The organism is Flavobacterium sp. CYK-55 (genome assembly GCF_018413465.1).
GTDB lineage: Bacteria > Bacteroidota > Bacteroidia > Flavobacteriales > Flavobacteriaceae > Flavobacterium.
Genome location: NZ_JAHCDK010000003.1, coordinates 66,928 through 80,068 on the forward strand (window position 1 = coordinate 66,928; position 13,141 = coordinate 80,068).

Below are 13,141 nucleotides of genomic sequence, written 5' to 3' on the forward strand. Positions count from 1 at the left end.
GACTAGTTTTCTATAGTTTCTAATTTACCCTCAACTTTAGCCATCTTACCCAACAACAACTCCTTCAACTCCTCTAGTTTTTGATTTTCTTTTGTTAATACGGCTTGTGATTTATTTATTGGGTTTAAACTTTTTTCAAATTTTTCTAATAAATCTTCATTTGGGAGTACAATGGGTAGTGATTGAACATTATACATTGGCAACTTACCCTGAACTCCACCAACAGTTCTTAATTCAATTTCTTGTTTACCTAAAGGTGAAATTAGATAGTAATATATATAGTCAGAATGGACAGTTTTAAAGTTTGTTAATCTATAACAATTCTCGGTGAGATTAGCTTCATCCAAAGAGCTATCAATTATATTTACAAGTCCTATTGTACCTACAATCGAAATTATAATATCACCATTTTGAACAATATATCGAGATATTGACTTTTGAATATCATCTGCAACATATTGGAATGAATTATTCAAAACAACAAATTTCTTTTTTGTCATGTCAGCAACTTTAATGTACGGATTACCATTTTTGTTATCATTAAGTTCTTCACCTTTCGGTAATCTTTTACCTCCTTTGATATCGCAAAAATCCTGAAGCTTCTTTATTTCCCACCCCTCAGGCAAATTCTCTAAATCAATCCCCTCCACAAACCACTGCTTATAAATTGTCTGTGCCGTCTGTTCTAATGTAGCAATCAATTGATTATTTAAATCAATACGCTTTTGAAGTGTGTGGTATTCGTTAACCAATTGTTGTTGTTGTTCAGGTGTAGGGATTTTAATTGGAATTTCACAAAAGGTATCCCATGATATTCCACCACGGACATCGCCACCGCTCACATAACCAACATAACGATCAGTTTCACTTCTAAACAACCACATTTTTAAGTACTCTGGTAACAGCTCGTTCTTGTCTTTTGGTTCGAATACATAATATGCAGAAGAAATTAAAGAAGCTTCATTCTCTAAGTATAAGTCAACTGGTAATTTTTCATCTCTACCAACGCTCATTAACTTACAAGCTAATTGATTTTTAGTAATTAACTTATAGTTGGACATGTCAGTCCCAATAATATTTGCAACCGATTTTATGAATTTTTTTTCGATGCTAACACCGATAAGATTGGTAACTGATAAATCCGTGTTTTTGACATTAACTTCTTTTATATAGTCACCCAACTTTTTATAACTTGATGTCATACCCTAATTCCTTAAAAACGGTTAGTAAATCGTCTTTTGACTTCGCTTCTTCCCGCAACAAATCGGTCATTTCCTGCTGTAAGGCTTTCATCTTACTGTCATAGTCTACCTGCTCATCGCGGTTTACAAAGGCTATGTATTTGCTGGGTACTAAAGAGTAGTCTTTGGTAGCTACTTCTTGTTTGGTAGCACTGTAGCAAAACTCATCTTCATTTGTATAGGCCTCTTTATCGGTTTGCCAAGTGTGATATGTTTTAGCGATGTCACGAACTTCTTCTTCAGAAAACTGGGTAAATTTCTTTTCAAATGGGATTCCTTTTTGGCGTAAATCAAAAAACAGTATTTCATTTTGACGGTCGCGGTAGTTACGTGTTTCTTCGGGTAATACTACTGTTCTTGCTTTTTTATTTTTATTTAAGATCCATAGTGTTACACTAATACCAGTAGTATAAAACATGTTTTGAGGCAAAATCACAATCGCTTCTACCAAATCATTTTCAATCAGTTTTTTGCGTATTTCGTATTCGGTGCCACTGCCACTTAAAGCGCCATTGGCCAAGATAAAACCGGCTACGCCATTTTCAGAGAGTTTGCTCACCATGTTTAAGATCCAACCGTAGTTGGCATTGCTGGTAGGAGGTACGTCATAGCCTCGCCAACGCGGGTCATCGGTGAGCTCATCGGCCGCACGCCAGTCTTTTTGGTTAAAGGGCGGGTTGGCCATGATAAAGTCGGCCTTTAAATCGGGGTGTTGGTCTTTGCCAAAGGTATCGGCAGGTACATCGCCCAAGTTGGCGGCAATACCCCGTATGGCCAAGTTCATCTTGGCCAGTTTATAGGTGGTTGCTGTATATTCTTGGCCGTATATAGAAATCTCTTTTTTGTTGCCGTGGTGGCTTTCAATAAACTTAATACTCTGTACAAACATTCCGCCTGAGCCACAAGCAGGGTCGTAAATCGTTCCTTTGTAGGGTTCTATCATTTCGGCGATGAGGTTGACGATGCTTTTTGGGGTGTAGAATTCGCCTTTTCCTTTTCCTTCGGCCAAGGCAAACTTGCTTAAAAAGTATTCGTACACGCGGCCAACAATGTCTTGTTCCTTATCGCGTAGGGTGTCAATGTTGTTAATGGTATCGAGTAGGGCTGCCAATTTGCTCACATCCATATTCAGGCGCGAGAAGTAATTGTCAGGCAATGCCCCTTTGAGCGAAGGGTTGTTTTTTTCGATGGTATGCAGTGCCGTATCAATCTTTAAAGCAATATCGGCTTGTTTGGAGTTTTCTGTAATGGTACTCCAACGCGCTTCTTCGGGCAGATAAAAGATGTTCTGCATGTTGTAGAACTCTTTCATCTCGAGGAATTTTTCTTTACCCTCGGCTATGAGCTCTTTACGGCGTTCGTTAAATTTATCACCGGCAAATTTTAAAAAGATAAGCCCCAATACTACGTGTTTGTATTCAGATGATTCAACCGTGCCTCGGAGTTTGTTGGCTGAATCCCAAAGGGTTTCTTCAATTGATTTTTCTTTTTTTGCCTTTACTTGTTTTGTCATTTTTAATTCATCTTGTTTGCTCAAACCTACCAAATTTCTCCCACACCCCCAAGTACTCGCGCCCTTATTTTTCGGGCGCTTTCACGCATCTGCCACCACGGTTTGCTAGGGGTAGTGCCCATCAAAAACGCTCAGAAAAATATTTTGTACACAATATTACAGCATATTCGCACATGCTTTATTAGGGTTTTCCCTAATTGTGGAGGGGATTTTACGGAAGTGTTTAGAGATTAACGATTAACGATTGTTGATTTTTGATTGTTGATTTTTTGAATTGTGTAATCGTCAAGCTTTCTGTTCTCTCATACCCGATAGCGTGGATTTGCCAACTGTGTTAATACTATTTGCTGCTATCGGGCATAGGCAGTCAGCGTCTCAGGCACTCAGCTAATTACGAATTACGAATTAGGAATTAAGAATTAGGTTTCAGACTAAGCTTCGTAACTTTTTTAGCCCGTTGGGCTTTGGGGTAGAAGGGATGATTTTATGTTGTATGTTGTATGTTGAATGTTGAATGTTGAATGTTGAATGTTGTATGTTGAATGTTGTATGTTGAATGTTGTATGTTGAATGTTGTATGTTGAATGTTGTATGTTGAATGTTGAATGTTGTATGTTGAATGTTGTATGTTGTATGTTGAATGTTGTATGTTGTATGTTGAATGTTGAATGTTGTATGTTGAATGTTGTATGTTGAATGTTGTATGTTGTATGTTGAATGTTGTATGTTGAATGTTGTATGTTGTATGTTGTATGTTGTATGTTGAATGTTGTATGTTGAATGTTGTATGTTGAATGTTGTATGTTGTATGTTGAATGTTGAATGTTGTATGTTGTATGTTGAATGTTGAATGTTGTATGTTGAATGTTGTATGTTGAATGTTGTATGTTGTATGTTGTATGTTGTATGTTGAATGAGCTACACACTACAAAGAATCGTCAGGAACTCAGAAGTTAGAATTAATGACACGCTTCATTCGTGGAGCGCAGTATCTCAGCTTCTCAGTCACTCAGGTACTCAGTATCTCAGCTTCTCAGTATCTCAGCTTCTCAGTCACTCAGCATCTCAGTCACTAACATCATCGCGATCTGCAAAATTTTTTGTGACAAATAAAAAGTAAAATTCAAATTTGTCACAGTTTTTGTGACAAAATAAAAGTAAGTTTGAAATTTGTCACGGTTTTTGTGGCAAAAAAAAAGTATTTTTAAATTTTGTCACAAAAAATAAATCATGAAAAAGCAACATCCTTTTAGAACCATGCTGGGGCTTACCCAACAAGAAATAGCTATGCTACTGGGGGTGAGTAGAAGCCAATGGGCCATGCACGAGCTCGGACAACGCGATTTGCCACTTGAGGCGCAACAACTACTTGCTGAAATGCTTACTGCTTTGCAACCTGTGGTCACCCAGCGCAAAGCACCGGTGCCTTCATTAAAACAGCTCAAAGAAACCCAGCGCAGACTGAACCGAGTCCAAGAACGACTCGTACATTTTGAGCGTCAGCTAGCTAAAACACAAGAGCAAGAACGCTGTCAAGAAAATCGCCGCCGCTTGGCCGAGTATTTTAGCAGTCACAAAAAGCATCAAACCCATAGAGCAACAGGGGTAGCAAATTTATTGTTGTTGCAAGCGCCCAAACCCGATGAAACGGTTGCTCAGTTGGCACATCAACAACATCGTCTTGAAATACTTGGGCTTGAAGAAAAAATTTTAAAAGCTACCCTGAAACAATTAGAACGACAACTTTGAGCCTAAAATGGGCAGCGCGACACTAATTGATGTTATAAAAATAGGGCAATTACTTGGCTAAACGCAGCGCAAGTTGTGCCTGTGTTGTATACATATTGAATCTTCTGCGTTTAGCTTTTAAGCATTTTAAATGGCCTTTTAATTTTATAGGAAATAATTGCCCCGATTTTTTGGGTCAATACTTCTTTTAGCCCTTGTAAATAAAGGCTTGTTGTTGGTTTTTAGATGTTTTTTTTATTGAATTAACCTCGGTCATTTTCGGTCATTTTCGGTCATTTTCGGTCGTTTTCAGTCATTTTCGGTCGTTTTCGGTCGTTTTCGGTCGTTTTCGGTCATTTTCAGTCATTTTCAGTCATTTTCGGTCATTTTCGGTCATTTTCGGTCACTTTTTTGGAAGCAATGACGGCTTATCCTAGTTTCGTTGAGCAATCTAAAAGTTAGGTTGTGCAAATGTTTAACTTAAATTTTTTTATTATGAACTATTCAATTAACAATGTAACAGATGTAGCCGACTGCAATGTTTTACTTTCATGGGCTGCCAAAGAGAAAGCTGACTTAAACTTCAAAAAGCTTTCTGATGAGCGTTTAACTGCGCGTTACGCCACTACTGCTGCCGAACTCGATGCGGATCTTCAAGTAATCATGGCTGAGATTGCTGCTACCGATACGGTAATTGCTATGTTGCCTGAAGGAAGCTCACGTGAAGACGCCATGAACAAAAAAACAAGACTTGAGTATAAAAAATTCTTGTTAGAAGTGCGCAAAGAAAGCAATGGTGTTGTGGCTTTACTTGAAAAAGAAGCTGACTTGGCCGGAGTAATCAATCAGCTGAGCGAGATTGATGCTTTTATCAACCTTGTTGAAACCAGAAAAAGAGACCTCACGGCTTAAACCTTTTTTGCAACCAAAAACTAAAGCGGGCTAATGCCCGCTTTTTTATTTGAAAGAGTAATCAACTTAATGAATATGCCCTCTAAGTAACTTTTTGACCCTAGATGAGGTGCAGATTTAAGAGGGGTGGCAGTAGTAGCCAATACTTTTCATGAAATAGTATTTAACACAAATATTTGGTTACACCCAAACAAGCCGCTCTTGCCAGAGTTAGCAATAATTACTTGATAAATTTGCCGTTTTGGTAATGACATTCTACGGGTTTTCCGTTTTGGTCATAGCCGTAGACTTTGCCGTGTTTTTTATTGTTTAAATATTCACAATGGTAATATATTGCTCCATCGTGATATTCTTCTTTGAGTTTTTTGTCTCCGTTTTCTTCAAACTCGGTTACATATTTTGTTTTTTGATCTTTGGTATAATAAACACTTTTTACTATTTTTTTGTTTGCATTGTAGAACTTCTCAAAACGGATTAATTCATTGCCTTTGGCATAATCATAATATAAGGTATAACTTATTTTTTTGCCTTGAACATACCCTTTTTTAAAGAGCATTTTTCCGCTGCTTAATCGAGCTTCAACATATCCGGTAAAAGGTTGATTTGTTTGCGTTAAATAGACTTTTCCCTTTTTCTTGTATACTTGGTTCTGCTGAGCAATATTTTGGGCATAACATTCTACACTGGCTATTGCCAAGAGAAAGTAAAATATTATGATGATCCGGTTGCTCATTTGTATTGATTGTTAAAAGTTTGGCGGCTTTGTTTTGTTAAAATTGGCTCGGAGTATAGTAAAAAGTTTAAATCATGGGCGCTGTTAGCAACAGATTTATTTATTAAATTCTAGGTTGTATTCATCTGTTCCGTTTCCGTCTTCGTCCCAAGTATATTTTAAAGTTGTATTTGTGAGTTCAACATTATTATAAGTTTCAACTTGTGCACCTTCATCCGGATCATCAAAGTTTATAATAATCTTATTTGCAGTAGTATTAAAAGTGTAAGTTCCATTATCAACACTATCTGATTCACAATTTGTTCCATTTAAATTGTACGTTTTTCTTTCAAATGTTCCATCTGAATTAAATTTAATATATCCTTGTTTATCACATTCGGTCAAAGTTCTGTTTACATTATTATAAACCCATTTATTGATAAACCACTTATTGATTAAGCTTACTTGTGTATTTTGTGTAGAGTTACTGTCACTGCTACAGGCAAATAAAAGTGAAGCTGTTGAAATTATCATCAAAATAATTTTAGTTTTTTTTATTAAATTTTTCATTTATTTTTTCTTTTAATCAACGTAAGTTTCTTTCATAATTTCCTTAACTTTTTGAATTTCCTTTTCGGTCAAACTTTCAAAAATATTAATAATTCGAATTCTGTCAACAGTTCTGATTTGATCAAGCACAATCCAACCTTTGGTTTTGTTGTGATGAACTTCAATTCTTGTTGGATAATTTTTAGAACTGCTCGTCATGGGCGCAACAACAATTGTCTGTAAATATTTATTCATTTCGTTTGGTGAAATAATTACGCACGGTCTAGTTTTTTTTATTTCACTTCCGATTGTTGGGTCAAGATTGACCAAAACTATTTGATATTGTTTTAATTCCATTCTTCAAAATTTTCATCTTCAAATACATCGTCAATCATGAGTTTATCGTCTCCGTTTTGATGCATCTTTTTGAATGATTTTTCCCAACCACTTCTAGGTTCTGATTTTGGTTTAAGAATGATGTATCCTTTTTCAAGAATAAGTTCTACCTTGTCCGTTATATTGTATTTCTCCAATAGAGTTTTTGACAAGCGAATGCCTTTTGAGTTGCCGATAGGAATAACAGAAACATCCATTTTGTTTTTATTTTTGTAAGCACAAAGTTATTACTTAAAACAAAGTATCCAATTTTTTGCGACAATTTTTTTTGCAATATCTGGTAACGTATTGTGGCCATGTTTTGTGGTAAATATGCAATTCGCTTATGTTGTGCTAAGGTAAAGTTTTTGCATTAAAAAAGATTCAAGCATACAAAAACAAATGGTAACGCTACATGTGCTGTAAGCTAACAATCAAATCAATACCTTAATGCATTTAATTTTAGTTTGCAAAATGAAAACTTTTATTACATTTGCTTTGTGAAAGTTCTAGTTAAGAAAACCATTTTATATTACTGCAAAAAGTATCCATCAGCTGAAACGCCTTTGCTGATTTGGTCTCATGAGATTTCAAAACTTGTGGTGAATAATTTTAATGAATTAAAAGCAGTTTATGGAAACGCAAGTGTGGTAAATAACAATCGCGTAGTTTTTAACATAAAAGGCAATGACTTCAGATTAGTTGTTTCAGTGAACTTTACTCAATCAGCTTGCTATGTAATTTGGTTTGGAACCCATAAAGAATACGATAAAATAAATGTTGAAACCGTTGAATTTGACACTTCAATTTTGACAAAGAAAATATAAATATGAACTGGAAAGTATTAAAAACAGAAGACGATTACAACAAAGCTTCTGTGCGACTCATGGAAATTTTTCACGCAGAACCCAACACGCCAGAAAGTGATGAGCTTGATTTATTGATGGTTTTAGTTAAAGATTACGACGAGAAACATTATCAATTGCCTGAACTTGATGCATTAGAAGTTATTAAATATAAAATGCAAGAATTAGGGATGAAGAACAAAGATCTTGAACCAATCATTGGAAGCAAAGGACATGTTTCTGCAATTCTATCCGGCAAACGAGAAATCACACTAAAAATGGCGCAAAAGCTCAAAAATTATTTTGGTATTCCTGCAGAAGTATTTCTGCACAGCGTTTAATTTCTGCGGTTTGGCCATGTATGTTTTTTCATGTTTGGCGGCAAATATTTAACCAAGATAAAGCTTGTTCGTGAAAATAGGCTAGGGGTTTAGTAAAAAGGTAAGGATGGGCGGTGTGAGAATTTTGAATTACGAATTACGAATTATGAATTACGAATTACGAATTACGAATTGGGAATTATTAATGATGCTTCAAAATCAGCTTCTTAAACTTTATTTGCCTGCTGCGCTGTAAGAAATACGAATTACGAATTACGAATTGGGAATTACTAATAATGCTTCAAAATTAGCTTCCAACGGCTTATCGGTTACTCTGATTCAAAATCAAAAATCAACAATCGTTAATCGTTAATCATTTCGCGTAGCCTCTCAGGCACTCAGGTACTCAGTTACTCAGCTGCTCAAAAAAAACCTTATCTTAGCCCCACAAAATCTTATTAACTCAGCCGCTCAGCAACTATACAATGAAAACCATAGCCGTCATTCCCGCTCGTTATGCATCAACCCGATTCCCGGCCAAACTCATGCAAGATTTGGGGGGTAAAACCGTGATTACACGCACTTATGAGGCGGCCGTCAACACCCAATTGTTTGACGATGTTTTTGTGGTGACTGATTCTGATTTGATTTTTCAAGAGATTGTTGCTCAAGGCGGTAAAGCCATCATGAGCATCAAAACCCACGAGTCGGGCAGTGATCGAATTGCCGAGGCTGTAGCTGATTTGGCGGTTGATGTAGTGGTCAATGTGCAGGGCGATGAGCCGTTTATTGATCGCGATTCATTGGCCCAACTCATTGCCGTTTTTAAAGCTGATACCCACCGTGAAATTGATTTGGCTTCGCTCATGCGACCGATTCAAAAGCCCGACGAAATTCAGAACCCGAACAACGTTAAGGTGGTGGTTGACCGTCAAAATCGCGCGCTGTATTTTTCGCGTTCGGTGGTTCCGCATATGCGCGATGCCGATGCTTCAGTGACTTATTTTCAGCACATTGGTATTTATGCGTTTCGCAAACAAGCCCTTATGGATTTTGCCCAATGGCCCATGCAAACTTTAGAAGCTGCTGAGAAACTAGAACAACTTAGGTATTTAGAATTTGGCAAACGTATTCAAATGGTGCAAACGGCGCATGTAGGTGTAGGCATTGATACGCCCGAAGATTTAGAGCGTGCACGGCAAATGCTCAATCGTTAAAATTATCCCAATACAAAACCACATCATCTTCAAAGGCGTACATGGGCTTATAAATCATTAAACCCTACAACTATGAGAACTTTAAGATGGATTACTACTGTGTGTGCGTTGACATTGCTATTTGCTTCGGCACAAATGTGGGCGCAAAAAACAAAAATGGTGGGCGGTGCCCCGATGTATCCTACCAAAAACATTATTGAAAATGCCGTAAACTCAAAAGACCACACTACTTTGGTGGCAGCGGTCAAGGCTGCCGGTTTGGTTGAAACCCTACAAGGGGCCGGACCCTTTACCGTATTTGCACCCACCAATGAGGCTTTTGCCAAATTGCCGGCCGGTACGGTTGACTTTTTGCTCAAACCAGAAAACATCAAAACCCTTCAAAGTATTTTGACCTATCATGTGGTGGCCGGTAAATTCAGTGCCGCACAAATCATGGCAAAAATTAAAAAAGAAAAAGGCACAGCCACTTTCAAGACTGTTCAAGGAGGAACTCTAATGGTTACCATGAAGAATAATGCCTTGGTTCTTATAGATGAAAACGGTCACACCTCTACCGTGACCATCAAAGATGTAAATCAGTCAAACGGAGTAATTCATGTGGTTGATTCAGTAGTGACCCCGAAAAGCTAGAATAGCTTATCATTGATAGAAAAGGAAGTTTCAAACGAGGCTTCCTTTTTTTATTGATATCGATGAATCAAAATGAGTTCATTATGCGATTCAACCCGCGGCAAACGAGTTACCCTAAAAGGTTTGTCGTTGAACTGTGCGTGGTATTGGTCATTGCGGGCGTTGTCATTTTTGTTTAAAATCATCGTATTAAACAAAATATACCCATCGCGTTTGAGCAACGAGCCAAGGCGTGTCATAAAAAACTTTTCAAACAAAAAGTTAGGCATGGCAGTGTCTTGAAAAATATCTACTACAATCAAATCGTATTTAAAGGGGGTGCGCAACACATAATCAAAAGCATCGTCGATGACAATTTTGAGGTTCGGAATTTGGTTGAGATCAAAATATTCGTTGGCCAAGGCAATCACCTCGGGGTCAATTTCAACACCGGTGATTTTGCCGGTACATTTAATTTCATCGGTTAAGGTTTTGATTACGCTGCCGCCAGCCACACCCAAAATCAACACTTCTTGCATGTTGCGGATGTTGTCAAAACCAATTTTTTTGAGGCCTTTTCTAAGCACGCGTTGTAGGCTTCCGTAGGAGTAATTGGTGTTTTTTGAGTCAAGCACCAATTGTCCGTTGGCCCAAGTTACTTCAAGGTTTTTGCTCACCGAAGATTTTTTCTGATGAATTCTAATCGGAACAATATAACTGAGTAATCTTTTGAGCATTCGAAAAATTTTCTCAAAAATAGCAGATTAATGCTAATTTTACAGAAATACTTTGTTATGAAATCAGCCCTTTATCGATTTATTTTTGGCCGTTTGATGGGCTGGAAAATTATAGGTTCGGTTGACCCTAACATAAAACAATGTGTGTTTATGATTTTGCACCACACCAGCTGGCATGACTTTTATTTGGGGTTGTTTTCTCGTGGTATCTTGGGTTTAGACATGCATTTTGTAGGTAAAAAAGAGTTGTTCCGTTTTCCGTTTGGTTTTTATTTTAAATGGATGGGCGGCGCGGCGCTTGATCGAAGCGGAGGGCTCAATAAAGTTGATGCCATTGCCGAAATATTCAAAACTAAACCGGTTTTTAGGCTGGGCATCTCACCCGAGGGCACCCGCAAAAAGGTAACCGAACTCAAATCGGGGTTTTATTATATAGCGCTCAAAGCCGGCGTACCGATTATTCCGGTAGCTTTTGATTACAGCCGTAAAGAAGTTCGTTTTGGGCAGCCATTTGAACCCACCCAAAACTACGAGCAAGATTTAAAAATATTATTGCCGCATTTTAAAAATGCCCGCGGTAAACATCCGCAGTTTGATTTTGATATTCCAACCGACGATTCACTTTGATATATGAATACAGCTTTCTACGCCAATCAGTATCGCCAAAAAACCATTTCAGGCCGATACCTCAACCTAGAACATATTGAGCCGCTATTGCAAAAACTACCAGCTGGCTCGGTAACCACCATTGGGAGTTCGGTTCAAGACCGACCTTTGTATGCGGTGACTTTAGGAACCGGTGCCCAGCGTATTTTGATGTGGTCGCAAATGCACGGCAATGAGAGTACCACCACCAAAGCCCTATTTGATTTTTTTAACTTTTTGACCAGCGCTGAACCTCAGGCAAAAGCTTGGCTTGAGCATTTTACGTTGATGTGTTTGCCGATGCTCAACCCGGATGGCTCGCAAGCCTATACGCGTGAAAATGCTGTGGGCATTGATTTGAACCGAGATGCACAGTCACTAAGCCAACCCGAAAGTAGAGCGTTGCGCAGTTGTTTTGAAAAATTTGAACCGCATTATTGTTTCAATCTGCACGATCAGCGAACCATTTATGCAGTGGGTAATACCCACCAGCCGGCTACCGTATCGTTTTTGGCGCCCGCTTATAATTTTGATCGCGATATCAACGCCACTCGTTTGCAGGCCATTGAAGTGATTGTGGCGATGAACCTAGAATTGCAAAAATACATACCCGGACAAGTAGGCCGATTTGACGACGCCTTTAACCTCAACTGTGTGGGCGATACGTTTCAAGCGGCTGGTGTACCTACTATTTTGTTTGAGGCCGGTCACCATCCTGAAGATTATGAACGGGAACACACCAGAAAATGGATGTTTATTGCGCTTTTTAGTTCTTTACAATATATTTACGAAAACGTTGTAGTTAGCAATAAAACGCAAGATTACTTAAATATTCCTCAAAATAAAGTTGCTTTTTTTGATATTGTTTATAAAAATGTCAAAATAAATTATGATGGTATTGAAAAAAATACGAATTTCGCGATACAATTTGTAGAAGAATTGTATGAGAATCAGATTCGTTGGAAGGCTGTTTTTGCTCAGATAGGAGATTTAAACGGTTTTCACGGACACCAAACGTTTGATGCTAAAGGTGCTTTGTATTCTGACAATCAAAACAATATTCCGAAATTAGAATCAAAAGCTGATTTTTATTTAGGAAAAAACACTGAAATTGTTAATGGTGTTTCGAAAAATTTATAAATTTGAAGCATCTGTTAAAAAAACAGCAATTTTAGATTGAATAGCGCAGACATTAAAACAAACCAGAATATTTATGAGCAAGTTTCGATTAGATGAAGTTGACCACCAAATCTTAGACATGTTAATTGACAATACCAGAATTCCATTTACTGATATTGCAAAAAAATTGTTGATTTCTGCCGGAACAGTACATGTCCGCGTTAAGAAAATGGAAGATGCCGGAATTATTCAAGGTTCGTCATTGGTGTTGGATTACGACAAATTGGGTTACTCGTTTATAGCCTATATTGGTGTTTTCTTGAACAACACTTCGCAAACCAAGTTTGTGTTGGAACGCATCAATGAAATTCCGTACATTACCGTAGCATCGGTAACCACCGGTAAGTTCAATATTTTCTGTAAGATTCGTGCCCGTGACACCAAACATGCCAAAGAGGTGATTTATATGATTGATGATATTGAAGGTGTATACCGAACCGAAACGATGATTTCACTTGAAGAAAGTATCAACGATAAGAAACGTTTGATGCACACGATTTTCAAGAATATGTAATCACTTGAACGCATCTATATCTATATAACCTCAAGTGAAAGC

Annotated in this window: 17 protein-coding genes; 9 read left to right on the forward strand and 8 right to left on the reverse strand. The window is 37.6% G+C overall.

Features of this window, described 5'->3' with window-relative positions; translation table 11 throughout:
- Positions 1-2: 2 nt before the first annotated feature.
- From KIH23_RS04855 to KIH23_RS04865, 3 genes are all read right to left on the reverse strand, one after another.
- Positions 3-1,202: a restriction endonuclease subunit S gene (locus tag KIH23_RS04855; protein WP_213211553.1), complete on the reverse strand. Its 1,200-nt coding sequence runs from the start codon at positions 1,200-1,202 to the stop codon at positions 3-5.
- Positions 1,186-2,754 carry a type I restriction-modification system subunit M gene (locus KIH23_RS04860; RefSeq protein WP_213211554.1) on the reverse strand — a complete coding sequence of 523 codons (1,569 nt, stop codon included), beginning with the start codon at positions 2,752-2,754 and terminating at the stop codon, positions 1,186-1,188. The genes KIH23_RS04855 and KIH23_RS04860 overlap by 17 nt, the downstream gene beginning before the upstream one ends.
- 449 nt (positions 2,755-3,203) lie before the next feature.
- Positions 3,204-3,680, reverse strand: coding sequence for a hypothetical protein (locus KIH23_RS04865; RefSeq protein ID WP_213211557.1), 477 nt, complete (start codon positions 3,678-3,680; stop codon positions 3,204-3,206).
- A 304-nt stretch (positions 3,681-3,984) separates the two neighbouring features.
- On the opposite strand from KIH23_RS04865, the gene KIH23_RS04870 reads away from it, so the two are divergent.
- Positions 3,985-4,503: a helix-turn-helix domain-containing protein gene (locus KIH23_RS04870; protein ID WP_213211559.1), complete on the forward strand. Its 519-nt coding sequence runs from the start codon at positions 3,985-3,987 to the stop codon at positions 4,501-4,503.
- A 474-nt stretch (positions 4,504-4,977) separates the two neighbouring features.
- A complete protein-coding gene (locus KIH23_RS04875; protein ID WP_213211560.1) occupies positions 4,978-5,394 on the forward strand; it encodes a hypothetical protein in 417 nt (138 codons plus the stop codon).
- Positions 5,395-5,614: 220 nt separating this feature from the next.
- Here KIH23_RS04875 and KIH23_RS04880 read toward each other — a convergent pair whose 3' ends face one another.
- The 4 genes from KIH23_RS04880 to KIH23_RS04895 all read right to left on the reverse strand — a co-directional run bounded on the left by KIH23_RS04880 (position 5,615) and on the right by KIH23_RS04895 (position 7,248).
- Positions 5,615-6,127, reverse strand: coding sequence for a hypothetical protein (locus KIH23_RS04880; RefSeq protein WP_213211562.1), 513 nt, complete (start codon positions 6,125-6,127; stop codon positions 5,615-5,617).
- 96 nt (positions 6,128-6,223) lie between these two features.
- Positions 6,224-6,676, reverse strand: coding sequence for a lipocalin family protein (locus KIH23_RS04885; protein WP_213211564.1), 453 nt, complete (start codon positions 6,674-6,676; stop codon positions 6,224-6,226).
- A gap of 12 nt (positions 6,677-6,688) precedes the next feature.
- Positions 6,689-7,012 carry a type II toxin-antitoxin system PemK/MazF family toxin gene (locus KIH23_RS04890; RefSeq protein WP_213211566.1) on the reverse strand — a complete coding sequence of 108 codons (324 nt, stop codon included), beginning with the start codon at positions 7,010-7,012 and terminating at the stop codon, positions 6,689-6,691.
- Positions 7,003-7,248 carry an AbrB/MazE/SpoVT family DNA-binding domain-containing protein gene (locus KIH23_RS04895; protein ID WP_213211568.1) on the reverse strand — a complete coding sequence of 82 codons (246 nt, stop codon included), beginning with the start codon at positions 7,246-7,248 and terminating at the stop codon, positions 7,003-7,005. The genes KIH23_RS04890 and KIH23_RS04895 overlap by 10 nt, the downstream gene beginning before the upstream one ends.
- Before the next feature lie 282 nt (positions 7,249-7,530).
- On the opposite strand from KIH23_RS04895, the gene KIH23_RS04900 reads away from it, so the two are divergent.
- The 4 genes from KIH23_RS04900 to KIH23_RS04915 all read left to right on the forward strand — a co-directional run bounded on the left by KIH23_RS04900 (position 7,531) and on the right by KIH23_RS04915 (position 10,045).
- Positions 7,531-7,857: a type II toxin-antitoxin system HigB family toxin gene (locus tag KIH23_RS04900; RefSeq protein ID WP_213211570.1), complete on the forward strand. Its 327-nt coding sequence runs from the start codon at positions 7,531-7,533 to the stop codon at positions 7,855-7,857.
- Between the two features lie 2 nt (positions 7,858-7,859).
- Positions 7,860-8,216, forward strand: a complete 357-nt coding sequence (locus KIH23_RS04905) for a type II toxin-antitoxin system HigA family antitoxin (protein ID WP_213211571.1) — start codon at positions 7,860-7,862, stop codon at positions 8,214-8,216.
- A gap of 464 nt (positions 8,217-8,680) precedes the next feature.
- On the forward strand, positions 8,681-9,412 hold the full coding sequence (gene kdsB / locus KIH23_RS04910; RefSeq protein WP_213211573.1) for a 3-deoxy-manno-octulosonate cytidylyltransferase: 732 nt from the start codon (positions 8,681-8,683) through the stop codon (positions 9,410-9,412).
- 72 nt (positions 9,413-9,484) lie between these two features.
- Complete coding sequence (locus KIH23_RS04915) at positions 9,485-10,045, forward strand: fasciclin domain-containing protein (protein WP_213211575.1); 561 nt, start codon at positions 9,485-9,487, stop codon at positions 10,043-10,045.
- 50 nt (positions 10,046-10,095) lie between these two features.
- Here KIH23_RS04915 and KIH23_RS04920 read toward each other — a convergent pair whose 3' ends face one another.
- Positions 10,096-10,761: a spermidine synthase gene (locus tag KIH23_RS04920; protein ID WP_213211577.1), complete on the reverse strand. Its 666-nt coding sequence runs from the start codon at positions 10,759-10,761 to the stop codon at positions 10,096-10,098.
- Positions 10,762-10,818: 57 nt separating this feature from the next.
- On the opposite strand from KIH23_RS04920, the gene KIH23_RS04925 reads away from it, so the two are divergent.
- From KIH23_RS04925 to KIH23_RS04935, 3 genes are all read left to right on the forward strand, one after another.
- Complete coding sequence (locus KIH23_RS04925; protein WP_213211579.1) at positions 10,819-11,388, forward strand: 1-acyl-sn-glycerol-3-phosphate acyltransferase; 570 nt, start codon at positions 10,819-10,821, stop codon at positions 11,386-11,388.
- Between the two features lie 3 nt (positions 11,389-11,391).
- Positions 11,392-12,546 (forward strand): M14 metallopeptidase family protein, encoded by a 1,155-nt coding sequence (locus KIH23_RS04930; protein ID WP_213211581.1) that lies wholly within the window; start codon positions 11,392-11,394, stop codon positions 12,544-12,546.
- Between the two features lie 73 nt (positions 12,547-12,619).
- A complete protein-coding gene (locus tag KIH23_RS04935; protein ID WP_213211584.1) occupies positions 12,620-13,099 on the forward strand; it encodes an Lrp/AsnC family transcriptional regulator in 480 nt (159 codons plus the stop codon).
- Positions 13,100-13,141: the final 42 nt, after the last annotated feature.

Coding starts and splice junctions, on each gene's coding strand:
- KIH23_RS04875 (WP_213211560.1), top strand. CDS start 4,978: ATGAACTATTCAATTAACAATGTAACAGATGTAGCCGACTGCAATGTT.
- KIH23_RS04925 (WP_213211579.1), top strand. CDS start 10,819: ATGAAATCAGCCCTTTATCGATTTATTTTTGGCCGTTTGATGGGCTGG.
- KIH23_RS04930 (WP_213211581.1), top strand. CDS start 11,392: ATGAATACAGCTTTCTACGCCAATCAGTATCGCCAAAAAACCATTTCA.
- KIH23_RS04855 (WP_213211553.1), bottom strand. CDS start 1,202: ATGACATCAAGTTATAAAAAGTTGGGTGACTATATAAAAGAAGTTAAT.
- KIH23_RS04895 (WP_213211568.1), bottom strand. CDS start 7,248: ATGGATGTTTCTGTTATTCCTATCGGCAACTCAAAAGGCATTCGCTTG.
- KIH23_RS04920 (WP_213211577.1), bottom strand. CDS start 10,761: ATGCTCAAAAGATTACTCAGTTATATTGTTCCGATTAGAATTCATCAG.
- kdsB (WP_213211573.1), top strand. CDS start 8,681: ATGAAAACCATAGCCGTCATTCCCGCTCGTTATGCATCAACCCGATTC.
- KIH23_RS04935 (WP_213211584.1), top strand. CDS start 12,620: ATGAGCAAGTTTCGATTAGATGAAGTTGACCACCAAATCTTAGACATG.
- KIH23_RS04880 (WP_213211562.1), bottom strand. CDS start 6,127: ATGAGCAACCGGATCATCATAATATTTTACTTTCTCTTGGCAATAGCC.
- KIH23_RS04890 (WP_213211566.1), bottom strand. CDS start 7,012: ATGGAATTAAAACAATATCAAATAGTTTTGGTCAATCTTGACCCAACA.
- KIH23_RS04870 (WP_213211559.1), top strand. CDS start 3,985: ATGAAAAAGCAACATCCTTTTAGAACCATGCTGGGGCTTACCCAACAA.
- KIH23_RS04885 (WP_213211564.1), bottom strand. CDS start 6,676: ATGAAAAATTTAATAAAAAAAACTAAAATTATTTTGATGATAATTTCA.
- KIH23_RS04905 (WP_213211571.1), top strand. CDS start 7,860: ATGAACTGGAAAGTATTAAAAACAGAAGACGATTACAACAAAGCTTCT.
- KIH23_RS04915 (WP_213211575.1), top strand. CDS start 9,485: ATGAGAACTTTAAGATGGATTACTACTGTGTGTGCGTTGACATTGCTA.
- KIH23_RS04860 (WP_213211554.1), bottom strand. CDS start 2,754: ATGACAAAACAAGTAAAGGCAAAAAAAGAAAAATCAATTGAAGAAACC.